An 18,289-nucleotide genomic window follows, 5' to 3' on the forward strand; every position below is an offset into this window, starting at 1 on the left:
CCGCGGATGAGCTCCGTCCCGTCGTCCTCGCCGGAGCCGGGCCACCTCGTCCGCTGGGAGGACCTGCTCGGGCCTGTCGACGTCGTGGCGCCCGGGCTGCTGGGCTGCTGGCTCGTGACCGACCGGCCGGACGGCAGGGTGGCGCTGCGGCTGACCGAGGTCGAGGCCTACTCCGGCGAGGGCATGGATCCCGCGGCGCACTCGCACGGCGGTCCGACCCCGCGCTCGGAGATCATGTTCGGCCCGCCGGGCCGGCTCTACGTCTACTTCAGCTACGGCGTGCACTGGTGCGCGAACGTCGTGGTCGGCCCGGAGGGGCGCGGGTCGGCGGTGCTCCTGCGGGCCGGCGAGGTCGTGGTGGGGGAGGAGCTGGTCCGCCGGCGCCGACCCGCCGCTCGCGCCGCCCGTGACCTGGCCCGGGGGCCGGCCCGGCTCACGCAGGCCCTGGGCATCGGCCCGGACGACCGGGGGTCCGACCTGCTCGATACCGGGAGCGACGTCCGGTTGCACCGGGGCGGACCCCCGGCCGGCGTGTCAGCGGGCCCCCGGGTCGGCATCACCAAGGCGACGGAGCTGCCGTGGCGGTTCTGGGAGACCGATGCCCGGTCGGTGAGCCCGTTCCGGGCGGGCGGCAAGCCGCGGCGCGGACGCGCCGGGCAGGATGGGCCCTCGTGAGTGACGTCATCGACGACCTGCAGCGCCGTGGGCTGATCGCCCAGAGCACCGACGAGGCGGCCCTGCGCGCCCACCTCGCCGACGGGCCGATCACCTACTACTGCGGCTTCGACCCGACTGCGCAGAGCCTGCACGTGGGTCACCTCGTGCAGTTCATGGTGTTGCGGGCTCTGCAGCGCGCCGGTCACCAGCCGATCGTCCTCGTCGGCGGGGCCACCGGGTTGATCGGTGACCCGCGGCCGTCGGCGGAACGCCAGCTCAACGCACCGGCCGTCGTCGCCGCCTGGGTGGAGAGCATCCGCCGCCAGGTGGCGCCCTTCCTGGAGCTGCCCGCCGAGGCCGACGGGCTCAGCGCCCCGATCTACGTGGACAACCTCGACTGGACCGCACAACTGTCGGCCATCGACTTCCTGCGGGGCCTGGGCAAGCACTTCCGGGTCGGCAAGATGCTGGCCAAGGAAGCCGTCTCCGCGCGGCTGAACTCCGAGGCCGGCATCAGCTACACCGAGTTCAGCTACCAGATCCTCCAGGCCAACGACTACCTCGAGCTGTTCCGCAGGCACGGGGTCACGCTCCAGACCGGCGGCTCGGACCAGTGGGGGAATCTCACCGCCGGCATCGACCTGATCCGCCGGACCGAGGCCGCCCCCGTGCACGCGCTGTCCACCCCGTTGGTCACCAAGTCCGACGGCACGAAGTTCGGGAAGTCCGAAGGCGGCACGGTCTGGCTGGACCCCGCGCTGACGTCGCCGTACGCGTTCTTCCAGTTCTGGCTCAACGCCGACGACGCCGACGCCCGCACCTGGCTGCCGCTGTTCTCGGAGCGGCCGGCCGAGGAGATCGCGGCGCTGGTCGCCGAGAGCGTCGAACGACCGGCGGCCCGGACGGCGCAGCGCGCGCTCGCCGAGGACCTGACCCGGCTGGTGCACGGACCCGACCAGCTCCGCCAGGCGGAAGCTGCGGGACGGGCACTGTTCGGCAGGGAGGAGCTGGCCTCGCTGGACGACGGCACGCTGACGGCCGCGCTGCAGGAGGCCGGTGGCATCACCGTGCACGGCGAGATGCCGAGCATCGCCCAGCTGCTGCAGCAGACCGGCCTGGTCGCCAGCCTGTCGGAGGCCCGCAGGACCGTGAAGGAGGGCGGGGCCTATCTCAACAACGAGCGGGTCACCGATGCCGAGGCCGCGCCCTCCGCGGATGCGTGGCTGCCCGGTGGCTGGCTCGTCCTGCGCCGTGGGCGTCGCTCGATCGCGGGCGTGCGGCGGGGCGACTGACCCGCGGCCCCGGGCGGCTTGCCGCCTGCTCGGGGTGCCCGCGCGGCGGCGTGGCGGGCGTCACGGGGGCCGGGTTTGACCGGGGTCGGGGGGCGGTGTAACTTTCTCTTTGCGCCGCGCGGCCCGCAAGGGCCGCCGGACCGACGGCCCGCAGTGGGTCGAGTGGGGCGGTTGCGGGATGGTCAACCCGCGGGTGCTGCGCGCCTGCGGCATCGACCCCGACGTCTACTCGGGCTTCGCCTTCGGCATGGGCATCGAGCGCGCGCTGCAGTTCCGGTCCGCGGTGTCGGACATGCACGACATCGCCGAGGCCGACGTCCGCTTCACCACGGCATTCGGGGTCGAGCAGTGAACGGTCGCGGTCCGACGAGGAAGGTCACCCCCGTGCCCGCTGGAGGAGTCGAGCAGTGAAGGTCCCCGTCAGCTGGCTGTCCGAGCTCGTCGACCTCCCGGCGGGCATCTCCGTCCAGGAGCTCGACGACGCCTTCGTGCGGCTCGGCTTCGAGGTGGAGGACGTCCTCCGACCCCCGGTCACCACCGGCCCGCTCGTGGTCGGCCGGGTGCTGGAGATCGAGGAACTCACCGGTTTCAAGAAGCCGATCCGCTACTGCCAGGTCGAGGTGGGGGAGGCCGAAGCTCGCGGCATCGTCTGCGGCGCCCGGAACTTCGCCGTCGGAGACCTCGTCGTGGCCGCCCTGCCCGGAGCCGTGCTGCCCGGCGACTTCGCGATCGCCGCCCGGAAGACCTACGACCACGTCTCCGACGGGATGATCTGCTCGGTCCGCGAGCTGGGCATCGGCGAGGACCACGCCGGCATCCTGGTGCTGGGGCAGGACGGCTTCGAGCCGGGCACCCCGGCGGCCGACGTGCTGGGCCTGGACGACGTCGTCTTCGACCTCGACGTCACGCCCGACCGCGGCTACGCCATGTCGATGCGCGGCATCGCCCGCGACCTGGCCGGCGTGCTCGGCGTCCCCTGGCGGGACCCCGCGGGCCTGCCGCTGCCGGACTGGTCCGGGGCGCCCGCGTGGGAGGTTGCCGTCACCGACGCCGACCGCTGCGACCGCTTCTCGATGCTGGCGCTGGAGGGTCTCGACCCGGCCGCGCCCAGCCCGTGGGCGCTGCGCCGGCGGCTCGCCCAGTGCGGGGTGCGCAGCATCTCCCTGGCCGTCGACGTCACCAACTACGTGATGCTCGAGCTGGGCCAGCCGATGCACGCCTTCGACCGCGACACCGTGACCGGGCCGATCACCGTCCGCCGGGCGACGGCGGGGGAGCGGCTGACCACCCTGGACGGCGCCGACCGCGCGCTCACCGACGACGACCTGCTGATCACCGACCGGTCCGGCCCGATCGGGCTGGCCGGGGTCATGGGCGGGGCGTCCACCGAGATCGGCGACGCGACTCGCGCGGTGCTGCTGGAGGCCGCGCACTGGGAGCAGACGGGCATCTCCCGCGGCGTCCGCCGGCACCGGCTGCCCAGCGAGGCCGGCAAGCGCTTCGAGCGTGGCACGGACCCCGAGGTGACGGTGGTGGCGCTGGCCCGCGCCGCCGCGTTGCTCGTCGAGCACGGCGGGGCGCGAGTGGCCGGGGCGCCGGTCGACGTCGACACCCGCGGCCCGCGCCCGGTCATCGCGCTCGACGCCGGGCTGCCCGGCCGGATCGCCGGGGTCGAGTACCCGCACACCCAGGTCGTCGAGGTGCTGGAGGCCATCGGCGCCGAGGTGGCCGGCGGGGGCGACGCGCTGCGGGTCACCCCGCCGCCCTGGCGGGGCGACCTGCGCGAGTCGGCCGATCTGGTCGAAGAGGTGGTGCGGTTCCGCGGGTTCGACGAGATCCCCTCGATCCTGCCGACCGCCCCGCCCGGCCGCGGGCTCACCGAGCGGCAGCGCCGGCGGCGCAGCATCGGCCGCGCCCTCGCCGCGGCCGGCTACGTGGAGGCCCCGGCCTTCCCGTTCCTCGGCGCCGCGCAGCTCGACGCGCTGGGCCTGCCCGAGGACGACGAGCGCCGTCGGGTGAACACCGTGCGCAACCCGCTGTCGGAGGAGGCGCCGGCGCTGCGGACGACGCTGCTGCCCGGGCTGCTGGCTTCGCTGGCCCGCAACCTCGCCCGCGGGCAGCGCGACGTCGCCGTCTTCGAGCACGGGTCGGTGTTCCCCGGCGGGGAGCGCACCGCCGCCCCGCTGCCCGGTGTCGACGAGCGTCCCGACGACGCCACCCTCGCTGCCCTGCTGGGTGCGGTGCCACCGCAGCCGTGGCACGTGGCCGTGGCGCTCACCGGACAGCGCGAGCCCCGCGGCTGGTGGGGCCCGGGCCGTCCGGCGGAGTGGGCCGACGCGGTGCAGGCCGCCCGCGTCGTGGCCGAGGCCGCCGGGGCCGAGCTCACCGTGCGCGCCGGCGACCGGGCACCGTGGCACCCGGGCCGGTGCGCCGAGCTGCTGGTCGGCGACCGGGTGATCGGGTACGCCGGCGAGCTGCACCCCCGGGTGTGCGCCGCGCTGGACCTGCCGCCACGCACGTCGGGAATGGAGCTGGACGCCGACGCGCTGCCGGCGCCGACCGTGCCGCAAGCACCCTCCATCTCCACCTTCCCGCCGGTCCTGCTCGACCTCGCCCTGGTCGTGACCGACGAGGTGCCCGCGGCCGACGTCGCAGCCGCACTCCGCGCGGGCGCCGGGGAGCTGTTGGAGTCGCTCCGGCTCTTCGACGTCTACACGGGCGCCCCTGTACCGGCGGGCTCGCGGTCGCTGGCGTACGCGCTCACGCTGCGGGCGCCGGACCGGACGCTCACCGGCGAGGAGGCGACCGCCGTGCGCGACGCCGCGCTGGCCGAGGCCGCGGCGGCCACCGGGGCGGAACTCCGTGGGTGAGAAAGGACCCCGTCCTCCCCACCCTTCGCACGCTCAGGGCGGGTCCCGGGACGGGGCCGCCCTGTCAGGTGCGGTTGCGCTGGTCACCGGCGCGTCCACCGGTATCGGGCGGCACCTGGTCGAGGGGCTGGCCGCCCGCGGCATGGCCGTGGCCGGCCTGGCCCGCACCGAGGGCCTCCTGCGGACGGCGATGGCGGAGGTCGCGGACGCCACGGGCGGCCGCACGCTGGCCGTGGCCGCCGACGTCACCGACCGCGCGTCGGTGGAGGCGGCGGTGGGGGAGGTGCGGGAGCAGCTCGGACCGGTCGACCTGCTGGTCAACAACGCCGGGCTGATCGACGAGTACGAGGTCCCCGTCTGGGAGGCCGACCCCGACCAGTGGTGGGAGGTCGTGTCCAGCCACATCCGCGGTGCCCAGCTGACCATCCGCACGCTGGTTCCGTGGATGGTGCTGCGCAACCGGGGCCGGGTGGTGAACATCGCCAGCGGCATGAGCACCCGGGCCAACCCGGACTACTCGGCCTACGCGGTGGCGAAGACCGGGCTGATGCGGCTCACCGAGTCGCTGGCCACCGCGCTGGAGGGTTCGGACGTGCATGCCTTCGATGTCGCGCCGGGCGTCGTGGACACCCCGATGACCCGCTCCATGCACATGTGGCAGGGCAACACCTCCTGGACGCCGCCGGAGCGGGTCGTGGAGATCATCGCGGCGATCGCCGCCGGCGAGCTCGACGCGTGGTCGGGCCGTTTCCTCCGCGCCGGGGCCGACGATCTCGAGACACTGCGCTCGGTGGCCCCGGACGGCGCCGCCCGCCGGCTCCGCCTGCGTCCCTACGGAGACGCCGACCCGCTCGGGTGACGGCGGGTCAGCCCCGGGCCGCCAGTGCGACGCGTCGGGATCGTGACCCTTGCTCCCCGATGTGCCGCCTGGCACGGTCCGAGAACCGTCGGTTTCCCCACTGCCGGGCGCACGGACAGGTCGGAACCAGCTCCACGAGGTCCGAGGTGAGGCGCATGTCGTCGTCCAGGGCAGCTCAGGGGCTGATCCTCGTCTCCCTGGTGGGCGTCGTCGCCGTCTCGGGCTGGTACGGGCGCGTGGCCTGGGAGGACAGCGGCTCGTTCGCCTTCGTCCTCTTCGGCGTCCCCGCGCTGTGGGCGGCCGTCGCGCTGTGGGCGGAGCGTCCGGCCGGAACGATGGTGGCTCCCGCGGTCATCGCGGTGCTCGGGCTGGTCTCCGTCGGATGGTCGCTGGTCACGGGCCTGGGCATCGGTCCGCTCTTCGTGGTGCCGTCCTTCCTGCTGCTCCTGGCGGCCGGGCGCGCGTGGAGCGGCAGCGGGCGGAACGGCTCGCCGCCGGCGCGAACCTGACCGACCCCGGCCGGCGTCCCGGCTGAGCCGGTCGGTGGGTCAGGCGACCGTCGCGAACAGCCGGGTGGCGCCGGCGATGTCGACCAGTCGGCGCACCGTCGGCGAGGGTCGCCGTAGCTCCGGCAGGCGGCCCGTCCGCCTGGCCGCCTCGGTCTCCCGGACCACCAGCCGCAGACCGCGGGCGTCCAGGAACGTCGCCGCGGAGACGTCGACCGCGACCGGCGCCCGCTCGTGGGTCTGGTTCCTGGCGTTCCAGAGCGCGACGACGACGGTGTCCACCTCGCCCTGCAGCCGGAGCACCGGCCCGGCCTCCTCGTCCACCAGGTCGATGGTGCCGTGGGGCTGCGCGGCGGCGCCCTCCTCGAGGATCTGCACGGTGGCTCCTCCCTGCCGGGCGAGGATCGCCGGGCGCGGACGACTGTGCCTCTCGGTGCTGACAGATTCACGAACGGTAACTGGAAGAAGCTTGAGAGGCCTGGGGCGGACGTGGACGGTCGGGATCACCGGCGCCATCGACCCGCTGGCGTGAGCGCGGCCGGACGGACGTTCCCCGGCGGCGCGAACGTCACGTACCGTTCCGCTGACGAACTGTCGGTAGGTGCGTGTCCGCGCCGGTGGGGGCGTGAGAGCGATGGACGGTCGAGCCGAGGGTCGCCCCGGTCGGCCTGCGATCGATGAACCGCTCCGGGACCTGGCCCTGCTGCGCGCCGCCGTCGAAGGTGGACTGGACGGGATGGTCGTCGTCTCGTCCGACGGCGTCATGATCACCTACAACCGGAAGTTCCAGGAGATCTGGCCCATCCCCGCCGAGATCGTCGCCTCCGGCGACGACGACGCGGCGCTCGCCTCGGTGCTGGACAAGCTCGTCGACCCGGATGCCTTCCTTGCGCGGGTGCACGACCTCTACGCGCAGGCGTCCGGGGCTGCCCGAGATGAGCTGCTCCTGCTCGACGGGCGCGTGCTGGACCGGTACGGGACCGGGTTGCGTGGGCCGGACGGCGACTACATCGGGTGGGCCTGGTATTTCCGGGACGTCACCGCGGAACGCGCCGCGGCCGTCGACGCCGAGAGACTGGGGGCCTTGGTGGCGGTGGCGCACGCCCTGGCCGACGCGCGCTCGGAGCTGGACGTGCTCTCGGTCGTCAGCGGTCGCGGCGCGTCCGTGCTCGGCGCCCAAGGGGCGGCGATGTGCCTCGTGGAGCCGGACGGGGCGCACGTGCGCGTCCTCGGGACCACGTTCTTCGACGAACAGCTGCGCGCCGACGTCGCGGTGCTGCCGGTCGATGCGCCGCTGCCCCTGGTGCACGCAGCCCTGACCGGCAAGCCCCTGTTCCTGGGTGATCGTGCCGAGGGCCTCCGACAGTTCCCCGGGGCCCTCGAGGTGTACGTCCGGGCACGCACCGAGGCGACCGCTGCCGTGCCGCTCACCGTGCACGGCAGGACGATCGGGTCGCTGGCCGTCGCCTTCGAGGACCGCAAGCCATGGCGGGTCTCGGACAAGGTGCTCCTCACGGCGCTGGCCGCGCTCACCGCGCTGGCCCTGGACCGGCTGGCCGCGCAGGCCGCGGAGCGGGAGGCCACCCGGCAGATCCGCCGGCTCTCCGGGAGCCTCCAGCGCAGCCTGCTCACCGCCTTGCCGCAGTCCGACCGGATGCAGATCGCCGCGCGCTACCAGCCGGCCGCCCGGGAGGCGGAGGTCGGTGGCGACTGGTACGACGCCTTCTCGACCCGGGACGGGACCATGACGCTGGTCGTCGGGGACGTCGCCGGGCACGACAGCACGGCGGCCGCCGCAATGGCCCAGGTGCGCAACGTGCTCCGCGGCGTCGCGCAGACGCTGCAGGCCTCACCGGCGGCGGTCCTCGCCGCGCTGGACGGCGCCCTGGCGAGGCTGCGCATGACGACCCTGGCCACCGCCGTCCTGTGCCAGGCCTGGCCCAGCGACGACGACCCCAGCGGTCGCACCCTGCGGCTCCGGTGGTCCAACGCCGGGCACCCGCCGCCGCTGCTGCTGCACACCGACGGCCGCTGCGAGCTGCTCGCCGGCGCCCCGGAGGTCCTGCTGGGCGCGCACGTCGAAGGCCGGCGCACGGACCGCGAGGTCGACATGCCACCGGGAACGGCACTCGTGCTGTACACCGACGGGCTCGTCGAGCGCCGGGACCAGCTGCTCGACGACGGCATCGAGCAGCTCCGGCAGGCGGTGGAGGAGCTGCACGGCCTGCCTCCCGAGCGACTCTGCGAGGAGCTGCTGGCGCGGCTCACCGGCGGCGACAGCGAGGACGACGTCGTCCTGCTCGTCGCGCGCATCGCCGGCTGAGCACAGAACCCTGATGAACGATCATGCACCGGCGTGTATGGTCATGCATCGTGAGCACAGGGCAGACGTGGACGGTCGGGGTCACCGGCGCCACCGGGTACGCGGGAGGAGAGGTGTGCCGGCTGCTGGCCGGGCACCCGAACCTCCGGCTGGCCGGGGTGCACGCCAACTCGAGCGCCGGCCGACGCCTGGGTGAGCTGCAGCCCCACCTGCTGCCCTTCGCGGGCATGGAGGTCCGGTCGAGCGACGCGGCGAGCCTGGCCGGGTACGACGTCGTCGTCCTGGCGCTGCCGCACGGGGAGTCAGCGGCCATCGCGGCTCAGTTGCCCGCGGAGACTCTCGTCATCGACTGCGGCGCCGACCACCGGTTGAACGACCCGGCGGCCTGGGCGCGCTGGTACGGCGGCGAGCACTCCGGCAGCTGGCCGTACGGGCTGCCGGAGCTGCCCGGCCAGCGGGAGCAGCTGACCGGCGCCACGCGGATCGCCGTCCCCGGCTGCTACCCGACCTCGGTGACCCTCGCGATGGCCCCGGCCCTCGCGGCGGGCGTCGTCGAGCCCGAGGTCGTGGTGGTCGCGGCGAGCGGGACCTCCGGCGCCGGGAAGTCGGCCAAACCGCACCTGCTCGGCAGCGAGGTCATGGGCTCGGTCAGCGCCTACGGCGTCGGCGGGGTGCACCGGCACACGCCGGAGATGACCCAGGGGCTGTCCCAGGCGGCCGGCGAGCCGGTCGGGGTCAGCTTCACCCCGACCCTGGTGCCGATGAGCCGGGGGATCCTCGCCACCTGCTCGGCGAAGCTGCAGCCCGGCGTCGACGCCGGGGCCGCCCGTGCCGCCTACGCCACGGCCTACGCCGACGAGCCGTTCGTCCACCTGTTGCCCGAGGGTCAGTGGCCGACGACCGCGCAGGTGCTCGGCGCCAACACCGTCGCGCTGCAGATCGCCGTCGACGCCGACGCGAACCGGCTGGTGGTCGTCGCCGCCGTCGACAACCTCACCAAGGGGACCGGGGGAGCGGCGCTGCAGTGCGCCAACCTCGCCCTCGGCCTGCCCGAGACCACCGGTCTCCCCCTGGTTGGAGTAGCACCGTGAGCGGACAGAGGCGTGAGCATCGCAGCGAGGAACGAGCGAGGAGCGGAGCGCCCCGCGGGAGCGAACGGAGGACATCGTGAGCACCACAGCCCCGAAGGGATTCTCCGCCGCCGGCGTCGCGGCGGGGTTGAAGTCCAACGGTGATCCCGACGTCGCCGTCATCCTCAACACCGGGCCCGACGACGTCGCGGCCGCCGTCTTCACCACCAACCGCTTCCCGGCTGCCCCCGTGCTGTGGAGCCGGCAGGTGATCGCCGGGCAGCGGGCGCGTGCTGTCGTCCTCAACTCCGGCGGCGCCAACGCCTGTACCGGGCCCGAGGGCTTCCAGGACACCCACGCCACCGCCGAGCACGCCGCCGCCAGCCTGGGCATCGGCGCGATCGACGTCGCCGTGGCGAGCACCGGGCTGATCGGCGTCCGGCTGCCCATGGACAAGCTCAGCGCCGGCATCACCGCCGCGGTGGCGGCGCTGAGCGAGGACGGCGGGGCCGCCGCCGCCCGGGCGATCATGACCACCGACAGCGTGCCCAAGACGACCGTGGAGCAGCGCGAAGGCTGGTCGGTCGGCGGCATGGCCAAGGGCGCGGGGATGCTCGCGCCCAGCCTGGCCACGATGCTCGTCGTCCTCACCACCGACGCCGTCGCCGAACCCGACGTCCTGCAGCGGGCGCTGGAGCAGGCCACCAGCGTCAGCTTCGAGCGGGTCGACTCCGACGGGTGCCTGTCGACCAACGACACGGTCATCGTGCTGGCCAACGGCGCGAGTGGTGTCACGCCTCCCGAGGAGCAGCTCACCGAGGCGCTCGCCGCGGCGGCGACCGACCTGGCCATGCAGCTGCTCACCGACGCCGAGGGCTCGACCAAGGACATCGCGATCACCGTCCGCAACGCGGCCAGCGTCGAGGACGCGCTCACCGCAGGCCGGGCGTGCGCCCGCAACAACCTGCTGAAGACGGCGCTGTTCGGCAACGACCCCAACTGGGGCCGGGTGCTCGCCGCCATCGGCACCACCGACGCCGCCTTCGAGGCCGACCAGGTCGACGTGACCATCAACGGCGTGACCGTCTGCCGGGGTGGAGCGATCGGTGACCCCCGCGAGGGCGTCGACCTCACCGGCCGGGCGATCACGATCGACGTGGACCTGAGGGCCGGCAGCGAGCAGGCCACGATCTGGACCAACGACCTGTCCATCGCCTACGTGCACGAGAACTCGGCCTACTCCACATGAGCGAGCAGCAGAACCCCGCACCTCAGGACCCGACGCCCCCCGACGTCCGGATCGACGAGGCCACGCCCTCGCCACGGCTGCCGCGCACGGTGGGCACCCGGCGGGTCATGCGGCGCAAGGACCCGGAGGGCGACACGCAGAAGGTCGCCGTCCTCACCGGGGCGCTGCCGTGGCTCAAGGAGTTCCACGGGAAGGTCGTCGTCATCAAGTACGGCGGGCACGCCATGGTCGACGACGCCTGCCGCCGGGCCTTCGCCGAGGACATGGTCTTCCTCCGGACCTGCGGCATCCTCCCGGTCGTCGTGCACGGCGGCGGACCGCAGATCACCGAGATGCTCGGCCGACTGGGCATCAGCAGCGAGTTCCGCGGCGGCCTGCGGGTGACCACGCCGGAGACGATCGGCGTCGTCCGGATGGTGCTCACCGGGCAGGTCGGCCCTGACATCGTCGGGCTGATCAACCAGCACGGCCCGATGGCCGTCCACCTGTCCGGGGAGGACGGCGGGCTGTTCACCGCCCAGCGGACGGCGGCGATCGTGGCCGGCGAACCGGTCGACGTCGGCCTGGTCGGCGACGTGGTCGCCGTCGACACGACCCCGGTCACCGCGCTGCTCGATGTGGGCCACATCCCCGTCGTGGCCAGCGTCGCCCCCGACGCGGACGGCGTCGTGCACAACGTGAACGCCGACACCGCCGCGGCGGCGCTCGCCGCGGCGCTCGGCGCGGTGAAGCTCGTGGTGCTCACCGACGTGGAGGGGCTCTACGCCGACTGGCCCGACCGCGACTCGCTGGTGCAGCAGATCGACGCCCGAGAGCTGGCCGAGATCCTGCCCACGCTGGACGCCGGGATGATCCCGAAGATGGCCGCCTGCCTGCGCGCGGTCGAGGGCGGGGTGCGCCGCGCGACCGTCGTCGACGGCCGGACGCCGCACGCCCTGCTGCTGGAGACGTTCACCACCGAGGGGACCGGGACGATGGTCGTCCCGGTATCGACCGAGAAGGAGGGGCCAGCGACATGACGCACACGGAGGAGCTGGCCCGCCGCTGGTCGGCCGTGATGATGAACAACTACAAGGCGCCGCCGGTCGCGCTCGACTTCGGTGCGGGGGCGACCGTCACCGACGTCGACGGCCGGGAGTACACCGACCTGCTCGGCGGCATCGCGACGACGATCCTCGGCCACGCCCACCCCAAGGTGGTCGAGGCGATCAGCACGCAGGCGCAGAAGCTCGGTCACGTCTCCAACCTGGCGATGCACGAGCCGGGGGTGCTGCTCGCCGAGCGGCTGCTGGAGCTCGCCGGCCGGCCCGGCCGGGTCTTCTTCTGCAACTCCGGCGCCGAGGCCAACGAGGCCGCGTTCAAGCTGAGCCGGCTCACCGGCCGGCGCGAGGTGATCACCGCCGAGGGCGCCTTCCACGGCCGGACGATGGGCGCGCTGGCGCTGACCGGCCAGCCGTCCAAGGCTGCGGCCTTCGCGCCGCTGCCCGGGGGCGTCCGGTACGTGCCCTACGGCGACGCGGGCGCGCTGGCCGCCGCGGTGGGGGAGCGCACCGCGATGGTGCTGCTCGAGCCGATGCTGGGCGAGGGTGGCGTGCTGCCCGCCCCCGCCGGCTACCTCACCGCCGCCTCCTCGGTGACCGCCGGCGCCGGCGCGCTGTTCGCCGTCGACGAGGTGCAGACCGGCATCGGTCGCACCGGGCACTGGTTCGCCTACCAGGCCGACGGGCTGCAGCCCGACGTCATCACGCTGGCCAAGGCGCTCGGCGGCGGGCTCCCCATCGGGGCGATGCTCGCCTTCGGCGACGCGGCCGATCTGCTGACGGCCGGTTCCCACGGATCCACGTTCGGCGGCAATCCGATCGCGGCCGCAGCGGCGCTGGCGGTGCTGGACACCATCCGTGACGAGGGCCTGCTCGAGCGGGCCAAGGAGCTCGAGCACCGGTTCACCGCGGGCATCGAGGGGCTCGGCCATGCCGGCATCAGCGGGGTCCGGGGGAGGGGCGCGCTGCTCGGCGTCGTCCTCACCGCCGACGTCGCCGCCGCGCTCGAGTCGAACCTGCGCGCCGCCGGCTTCCTCACCAACGCGGTGGCACCCGGCGTCCTCCGCCTGGCGCCGCCCCTCGTCCTCACCGACGCCCAGGTCGACGCCTTCGTCGCGGCTCTGCCTGCGGCCCTCGACACCGCGATGGTGACGGCCGAGCGAGCATCGCAGGGAGCGCCAGCGACCGAGGAGCGGAACGAGGCCGGGACAGAGCCATCCGACGCAGCTCTCCAGGAGACCGACCAGTGACCCGGCACTTCCTCAAGGACGACGACCTCACCCCGGCCGAGCAGGCCGAGGTGCTGGCCCTGGCCGCCTCGCTCAAGGGAAGCCGGCACACCGCCGAGGCGCCCACCCCGCTGCGCGCGGCCAACGGTGCGCCGCGCGGCGTCGCCGTGCTCTTCGACAAGCCCTCGACCCGCACCCGGGTCTCCTTCTCGGTCGGCGTGGCCGAGCTCGGCGGCTATCCGCTGGTCATCGACGCCGGCAGCAGCCAGCTCGGCCGCGGCGAGTCGGTGGAGGACACCACCCGGGTGCTCGACCGCCAGGTCGCCGCGATCGTCTGGCGCACCTTCGGCCAGGAGCGCATCGACGCCATGGCCGCGATCAGCCGGGTACCGGTGGTCAACGCCCTGACCGACGAGTACCACCCCTGCCAGATCCTGGCCGACCTGCAGACGGTGATCGAGCGCAAGGGCTCGCTGGCCGGGCGTTCGATGACCTACCTCGGCGACGGCGCCAACAACATGGCGCACTCCTACCTGCTCGGCGGAGCCACGGCCGGCATGCACGTGCGGATCGGGTCGCCGGAGTCCTTCCAGCCCGACCCGGCCGTGCTGGAGCGGGCTGCGGAGATCGCCGCCGAGACGGGTGGCTCGGTGGGCTGGACCGCGGACGCCGACGCGGCCGCCGACGGCGCCGACGTCCTGGTCACCGACACCTGGGTGTCGATGGGGCAGGAAGAGGAGTACGAGGCGCGGACCGCGCCCTTCCGGCCCTACGCGCTCGACGAGGGGGCTCTGACCCGGGCCGCCGACGACGCCGTCGTCCTGCACTGCCTGCCCGCGTACCGCGGCACGGAGATCGCCGCCGAGGTCATCGACGGCCCGCAGAGCGCCGTCTGGGACGAGGCGGAGAACCGGCTGCACGCACAGAAGGCTCTGCTTGCCTGGATTCTGGAGAAGAGCTCGTGACGGTCGATCAGTCGGCTCACCGCTGCTCCGCAGGGCTCCCGCGACTCCTGGAGAAGGAATCGTGACCGCCGGCCGGCCGGGCTGCCGCCGCGCCGCAGGGCTCCCGCGACGCCGGCGGCGATCGTGACCTCGGCGCACAGCCGCTCGGCTCGCCAAGCCCGCATCCGCGAGCTGATCGAGGCGCAGCCGGTCACCTCGCAGACCCAGCTGGCCGCACTGCTGGCCGAGTCCGGCGTCGAGGTCACCCAGGCGACGCTCTCTCGCGACCTGGAAGAGCTGGGCGCGGTGAAGCTGCGTGGTTCGGACGGTGCTCCGGCGTCCTACGTGGTGCCGCCGGAGAACGCCCCGCTGCGCCCGGCGCAGACCGCGCCGGCCCGGCTGACCCGGTTGCTGGCCGACCTGCTCACGGGCTCGGAGGGAAGCGCAAACCTGGCGGTGCTGCGCACGCCCCCCGGCGCCGCGCAGTTCCTGGCCTCGGCGCTGGACAAGGTCGGCCTCCCCGACGTCCTCGGCACGATCGCGGGGGACGACACTCTCCTGGTCGTCTCCCGCGAGCCCGACGGCGGGCCGGCGCTCGCGGCCCGCCTCCGGGCGCTCGCCCAGCGCACCCCCGCGATCTACCCCGAGCTGAAGACCGACCTGGAGGAGAGTTCACCGTGAGCCCCGCCGACCCCGCCCCGGCCTCGCAGACCCGGCTGTGGGGAGGTCGTTTCGGCGGCGGTCCGTCGCCGGCGATGGCTGCTTTGTCGAAGTCGACCCACTTCGACTGGGCGCTCGCCCCGTTCGACCTGGCCGGCTCCCGGGCGCACGCCCGGGTGCTGCACCGGGCGGGGCTGCTGACCGGCGACGAGTTGACCGCGATGGTGGGCGCCCTCACCGAGCTGTCCACCGAGGTCGCCGCCGGCACCTTCGCGGCGGTCCAGGCCGACGAGGACGTGCACGAGGCGCTCGAGCGGGGCCTCACCGAGAAGCTCGGCGCGCTGGGCGGCAAGCTGCGGGCCGGTCGGAGCCGCAACGACCAGATCGCCACCGACCTCCGGCTGTACCTGCGCCACCACGTCCGCACGCTGGTCGGGGAGCTGGCCGCCCTGGAGGAGGCGATCGTCGGGCTCGCCGAGCGCTACCGAGACGTCGCCGCCCCCGGCATGACTCACCTGCAGCACGCCCAGCCGGTGCTCATCGCCCACCAGCTGCTGGCGCACGCCCACTCGATCGCCCGTGACGTCGACCGGCTGCGGGACTGGGACCGGCGGACCGCCGTCAGCCCGTACGGCTCCGGCGCGCTGGCCGGCTCCTCGCTGCCGCTGGACCCCGACGCGGTCGCCGCGGAACTCGGTTTCGACCGGGCGACGGACAACTCGATCGACGGGGTCAGCGACCGGGACTTCGCAGCGGAGTTCTGCTTCGCCGCGGCGCTGATCGGGGTCCACCTCTCCCGGCTGGGGGAGGAGGTCGTCCTGTGGACGTCGACGGAGTTCGGCTGGGCCAAGCTCGACGATGCATGGGCGACCGGGTCGTCGATCATGCCGCAGAAGAAGAACCCCGACATCGCCGAGCTGGCCCGGGGCAAGTCGGGCCGCTTCGTCGGCAACCTGACCGGTCTGCTCACGATGCTCAAGGGCCTGCCGCTGGCCTACGACCGCGACCTGCAGGAGGACAAGGAGCCGGTCTTCGACTCCATGGAGCAGCTGCTGCTCCTCCTGCCGGCGGTCACCGGGATGATGGCCACGCTCACGCTGCGGCCGGAGGTGCTCGAGGCGGCCGCTCCCCAGGGATTCGCCCTGGCCACCGATGTCGCCGAGTGGCTCGTCCGGCAGGGGGTGCCCTTCCGATCGGCCCACGAGATCTCCGGCGCGATGGTGGCCTACTGCGAGGAGCGCGGCCTGGAGCTCGACGAGCTCTCCGACGACCAGTTCGCCGAGGTGGCCCCCGAGCTCGCCCCCGGGGTGCGGTCGGTCCTGTCCGTCCGTGGTGCCCTCGCCGCGCGCAAGGCCCGCGGGGGGACGGCGCCGGAGCGGGTGGCCGAGCAGCTCGAGTCGCTGACCGAGCTGGCGCGGCAGCACACCGAGTGGGCGTCGGCGTCGCCGGTGGCGGCGGCGCTCTGAACCGCGGATGAGCTCCGTCCCGTCGTCCTCGCCGGAGCCGGGCCACCTCGTCCGCTGGGAGGACCTGCTCGGGCCTGTCGACGTCGTGGCGCCCGGGCTGCTGGGCTGCTGGCTCGTGACCGACCGGCCGGACGGCAGGGTGGCGCTGCGGCTGACCGAGGTCGAGGCCTACTCCGGCGAGGGCATGGATCCCGCGGCGCACTCGCACGGCGGTCCGACCCCGCGCTCGGAGATCATGTTCGGCCCGCCGGGCCGGCTCTACGTCTACTTCAGCTACGGCGTGCACTGGTGCGCGAACGTCGTGGTCGGCCCGGAGGGGCGCGGGTCGGCGGTGCTCCTGCGGGCCGGCGAGGTCGTGGTGGGGGAGGAGCTGGTCCGCCGGCGCCGACCCGCCGCTCGCGCCGCCCGTGACCTGGCCCGGGGGCCGGCCCGGCTCACGCAGGCCCTGGGCATCGGCCCGGACGACCGGGGGTCCGACCTGCTCGATACCGGGAGCGACGTCCGGTTGCACCGGGGCGGACCCCCGGCCGGCGTGTCAGCGGGCCCCCGGGTCGGCATCACCAAGGCGACGGAGCTGCCGTGGCGGTTCTGGGAGACCGATGCCCGGTCGGTGAGCCCGTTCCGGGCGGGCGGCAAGCCGCGGCGCGGACGCGCCGGGCAGGATGGGCCCTCGTGAGTGACGTCATCGACGACCTGCAGCGCCGTGGGCTGATCGCCCAGAGCACCGACGAGGCGGCCCTGCGCGCCCACCTCGCCGACGGGCCGATCACCTACTACTGCGGCTTCGACCCGACTGCGCAGAGCCTGCACGTGGGTCACCTCGTGCAGTTCATGGTGTTGCGGGCTCTGCAGCGCGCCGGTCACCAGCCGATCGTCCTCGTCGGCGGGGCCACCGGGTTGATCGGTGACCCGCGGCCGTCGGCGGAACGCCAGCTCAACGCACCGGCCGTCGTCGCCGCCTGGGTGGAGAGCATCCGCCGCCAGGTGGCGCCCTTCCTGGAGCTGCCCGCCGAGGCCGACGGGCTCAGCGCCCCGATCTACGTGGACAACCTCGACTGGACCGCACAACTGTCGGCCATCGACTTCCTGCGGGGCCTGGGCAAGCACTTCCGGGTCGGCAAGATGCTGGCCAAGGAAGCCGTCTCCGCGCGGCTGAACTCCGAGGCCGGCATCAGCTACACCGAGTTCAGCTACCAGATCCTCCAGGCCAACGACTACCTCGAGCTGTTCCGCAGGCACGGGGTCACGCTCCAGACCGGCGGCTCGGACCAGTGGGGGAATCTCACCGCCGGCATCGACCTGATCCGCCGGACCGAGGCCGCCCCCGTGCACGCGCTGTCCACCCCGTTGGTCACCAAGTCCGACGGCACGAAGTTCGGGAAGTCCGAAGGCGGCACGGTCTGGCTGGACCCCGCGCTGACGTCGCCGTACGCGTTCTTCCAGTTCTGGCTCAACGCCGACGACGCCGACGCCCGCACCTGGCTGCCGCTGTTCTCGGAGCGGCCGGCCGAGGAGATCGCGGCGCTGGTCGCCGAGAGCGTCGAACGACCGGCGGCCCGGACGGCGCAGCGCGCGCTCGCCGAGGACCTGACCCGGCTGGTGCACGGACCCGACCAGCTCCGCCAGGCGGAAGCTGCGGGACGGGCACTGTTCGGCAGGGAGGAGCTGGCCTCGCTGGACGACGGCACGCTGACGGCCGCGCTGCAGGAGGCCGGTGGCATCACCGTGCACGGCGAGATGCCGAGCATCGCCCAGCTGCTGCAGCAGACCGGCCTGGTCGCCAGCCTGTCGGAGGCCCGCAGGACCGTGAAGGAGGGCGGGGCCTATCTCAACAACGAGCGGGTCACCGATGCCGAGGCCGCGCCCTCCGCGGATGCGTGGCTGCCCGGTGGCTGGCTCGTCCTGCGCCGTGGGCGTCGCTCGATCGCGGGCGTGCGGCGGGGCGACTGACCCGCGGCCCCGGGCGGCTTGCCGCCTGCTCGGGGTGCCCGCGCGGCGGCGTGGCGGGCGTCACGGGGGCCGGGTTTGACCGGGGTCGGGGGGCGGTGTAACTTTCTCTTTGCGCCGCGCGGCCCGCAAGGGCCGCCGGACCAGCCCCCGGTAGACGGGCTGCTGGAAACCGGC

General features: G+C 74.1%; 17 protein-coding genes. 16 read left to right on the forward strand and 1 reads right to left on the reverse strand.

What is annotated here, in order from left to right; genetic code table 11:
* The first annotated feature begins 6 nt into the window (after window positions 1-6).
* From QOZ86_RS16215 to QOZ86_RS16240, 6 genes are all read left to right on the forward strand, one after another.
* Window positions 7-675: a DNA-3-methyladenine glycosylase gene (locus tag QOZ86_RS16215; RefSeq protein WP_284493017.1), complete on the forward strand. Its 669-nt coding sequence runs from the start codon at window positions 7-9 to the stop codon at window positions 673-675.
* Window positions 672-1,949: a tyrosine--tRNA ligase gene (gene tyrS, locus QOZ86_RS16220; protein ID WP_284493018.1), complete on the forward strand. Its 1,278-nt coding sequence runs from the start codon at window positions 672-674 to the stop codon at window positions 1,947-1,949. The genes QOZ86_RS16215 and tyrS (QOZ86_RS16220) overlap by 4 nt, the downstream gene beginning before the upstream one ends.
* 109 nt (window positions 1,950-2,058) lie before the next feature.
* Window positions 2,059-2,301: a tRNA ligase subunit PheS family protein gene (locus tag QOZ86_RS16225; RefSeq protein ID WP_284493019.1), complete on the forward strand. Its 243-nt coding sequence runs from the start codon at window positions 2,059-2,061 to the stop codon at window positions 2,299-2,301.
* A 55-nt stretch (window positions 2,302-2,356) separates the two neighbouring features.
* Window positions 2,357-4,819 carry a phenylalanine--tRNA ligase subunit beta gene (pheT, locus tag QOZ86_RS16230; RefSeq protein ID WP_284493005.1) on the forward strand — a complete coding sequence of 821 codons (2,463 nt, stop codon included), beginning with the start codon at window positions 2,357-2,359 and terminating at the stop codon, window positions 4,817-4,819.
* The gene (locus QOZ86_RS16235; protein ID WP_284493006.1) at window positions 4,812-5,678 is read left to right on the forward strand and encodes an SDR family NAD(P)-dependent oxidoreductase; all 867 of its coding nucleotides are present in this window, start codon (window positions 4,812-4,814) and stop codon (window positions 5,676-5,678) included. Before pheT ends, QOZ86_RS16235 begins: the two co-directional genes overlap by 8 nt.
* 155 nt (window positions 5,679-5,833) lie before the next feature.
* Complete coding sequence (locus QOZ86_RS16240; RefSeq protein ID WP_284493007.1) at window positions 5,834-6,187, forward strand: hypothetical protein; 354 nt, start codon at window positions 5,834-5,836, stop codon at window positions 6,185-6,187.
* Between the two features lie 39 nt (window positions 6,188-6,226).
* Here QOZ86_RS16240 and QOZ86_RS16245 read toward each other — a convergent pair whose 3' ends face one another.
* Window positions 6,227-6,562: an STAS domain-containing protein gene (locus tag QOZ86_RS16245; RefSeq protein WP_284493008.1), complete on the reverse strand. Its 336-nt coding sequence runs from the start codon at window positions 6,560-6,562 to the stop codon at window positions 6,227-6,229.
* A 256-nt stretch (window positions 6,563-6,818) separates the two neighbouring features.
* Here QOZ86_RS16245 and QOZ86_RS16250 point away from each other — a divergent pair, with 256 nt between their 5' ends.
* The 10 genes from QOZ86_RS16250 to tyrS (QOZ86_RS16295) all read left to right on the forward strand — a co-directional run bounded on the left by QOZ86_RS16250 (window position 6,819) and on the right by tyrS (QOZ86_RS16295) (window position 18,115).
* Window positions 6,819-8,507 carry a SpoIIE family protein phosphatase gene (locus QOZ86_RS16250; RefSeq protein WP_284493009.1) on the forward strand — a complete coding sequence of 563 codons (1,689 nt, stop codon included), beginning with the start codon at window positions 6,819-6,821 and terminating at the stop codon, window positions 8,505-8,507.
* Window positions 8,508-8,557: 50 nt separating this feature from the next.
* Complete coding sequence (gene argC / locus QOZ86_RS16255; protein WP_284493010.1) at window positions 8,558-9,598, forward strand: N-acetyl-gamma-glutamyl-phosphate reductase; 1,041 nt, start codon at window positions 8,558-8,560, stop codon at window positions 9,596-9,598.
* Between the two features lie 76 nt (window positions 9,599-9,674).
* Window positions 9,675-10,826, forward strand: a complete 1,152-nt coding sequence (gene argJ, locus QOZ86_RS16260) for a bifunctional glutamate N-acetyltransferase/amino-acid acetyltransferase ArgJ (RefSeq protein WP_284493011.1) — start codon at window positions 9,675-9,677, stop codon at window positions 10,824-10,826.
* Window positions 10,823-11,845: an acetylglutamate kinase gene (gene argB / locus QOZ86_RS16265; protein WP_284493012.1), complete on the forward strand. Its 1,023-nt coding sequence runs from the start codon at window positions 10,823-10,825 to the stop codon at window positions 11,843-11,845. The genes argJ and argB overlap by 4 nt, the downstream gene beginning before the upstream one ends.
* Window positions 11,842-13,116 carry an acetylornithine transaminase gene (locus QOZ86_RS16270; protein ID WP_284493013.1) on the forward strand — a complete coding sequence of 425 codons (1,275 nt, stop codon included), beginning with the start codon at window positions 11,842-11,844 and terminating at the stop codon, window positions 13,114-13,116. Before argB ends, QOZ86_RS16270 begins: the two co-directional genes overlap by 4 nt.
* Complete coding sequence (argF, locus tag QOZ86_RS16275; protein ID WP_284493014.1) at window positions 13,113-14,060, forward strand: ornithine carbamoyltransferase; 948 nt, start codon at window positions 13,113-13,115, stop codon at window positions 14,058-14,060. The genes QOZ86_RS16270 and argF overlap by 4 nt, the downstream gene beginning before the upstream one ends.
* A gap of 123 nt (window positions 14,061-14,183) precedes the next feature.
* Complete coding sequence (locus QOZ86_RS16280; protein WP_284493015.1) at window positions 14,184-14,720, forward strand: arginine repressor; 537 nt, start codon at window positions 14,184-14,186, stop codon at window positions 14,718-14,720.
* Window positions 14,717-16,165 carry an argininosuccinate lyase gene (gene argH, locus QOZ86_RS16285; protein WP_284493016.1) on the forward strand — a complete coding sequence of 483 codons (1,449 nt, stop codon included), beginning with the start codon at window positions 14,717-14,719 and terminating at the stop codon, window positions 16,163-16,165. Before QOZ86_RS16280 ends, argH begins: the two co-directional genes overlap by 4 nt.
* Window positions 16,166-16,172: 7 nt before the next feature.
* Entirely contained in the window at window positions 16,173-16,841 is a 669-nt protein-coding gene (locus tag QOZ86_RS16290) for a DNA-3-methyladenine glycosylase (protein WP_284493017.1), read from the forward strand.
* The gene (tyrS, locus tag QOZ86_RS16295) at window positions 16,838-18,115 is read left to right on the forward strand and encodes a tyrosine--tRNA ligase (protein ID WP_284493018.1); all 1,278 of its coding nucleotides are present in this window, start codon (window positions 16,838-16,840) and stop codon (window positions 18,113-18,115) included. The genes QOZ86_RS16290 and tyrS (QOZ86_RS16295) overlap by 4 nt, the downstream gene beginning before the upstream one ends.
* Window positions 18,116-18,289: the final 174 nt, after the last annotated feature.

It is taken from the genome of Blastococcus capsensis (assembly GCF_030165005.1).
In the GTDB taxonomy this organism is placed as follows: domain Bacteria; phylum Actinomycetota; class Actinomycetes; order Mycobacteriales; family Geodermatophilaceae; genus Blastococcus; species Blastococcus capsensis.

Excerpts from the sequence above, each read along its gene's own strand:
- QOZ86_RS16270 (WP_284493013.1), top strand. The coding sequence starts at position 11,842 with ATGACGCACACGGAGGAGCTGGCCCGCCGCTGGTCGGCCGTGATGATG.
- QOZ86_RS16290 (WP_284493017.1), top strand. The coding sequence starts at position 16,173 with ATGAGCTCCGTCCCGTCGTCCTCGCCGGAGCCGGGCCACCTCGTCCGC.
- QOZ86_RS16240 (WP_284493007.1), top strand. The coding sequence starts at position 5,834 with ATGTCGTCGTCCAGGGCAGCTCAGGGGCTGATCCTCGTCTCCCTGGTG.
- QOZ86_RS16250 (WP_284493009.1), top strand. The coding sequence starts at position 6,819 with ATGGACGGTCGAGCCGAGGGTCGCCCCGGTCGGCCTGCGATCGATGAA.
- argB (WP_284493012.1), top strand. The coding sequence starts at position 10,823 with ATGAGCGAGCAGCAGAACCCCGCACCTCAGGACCCGACGCCCCCCGAC.
- QOZ86_RS16215 (WP_284493017.1), top strand. The coding sequence starts at position 7 with ATGAGCTCCGTCCCGTCGTCCTCGCCGGAGCCGGGCCACCTCGTCCGC.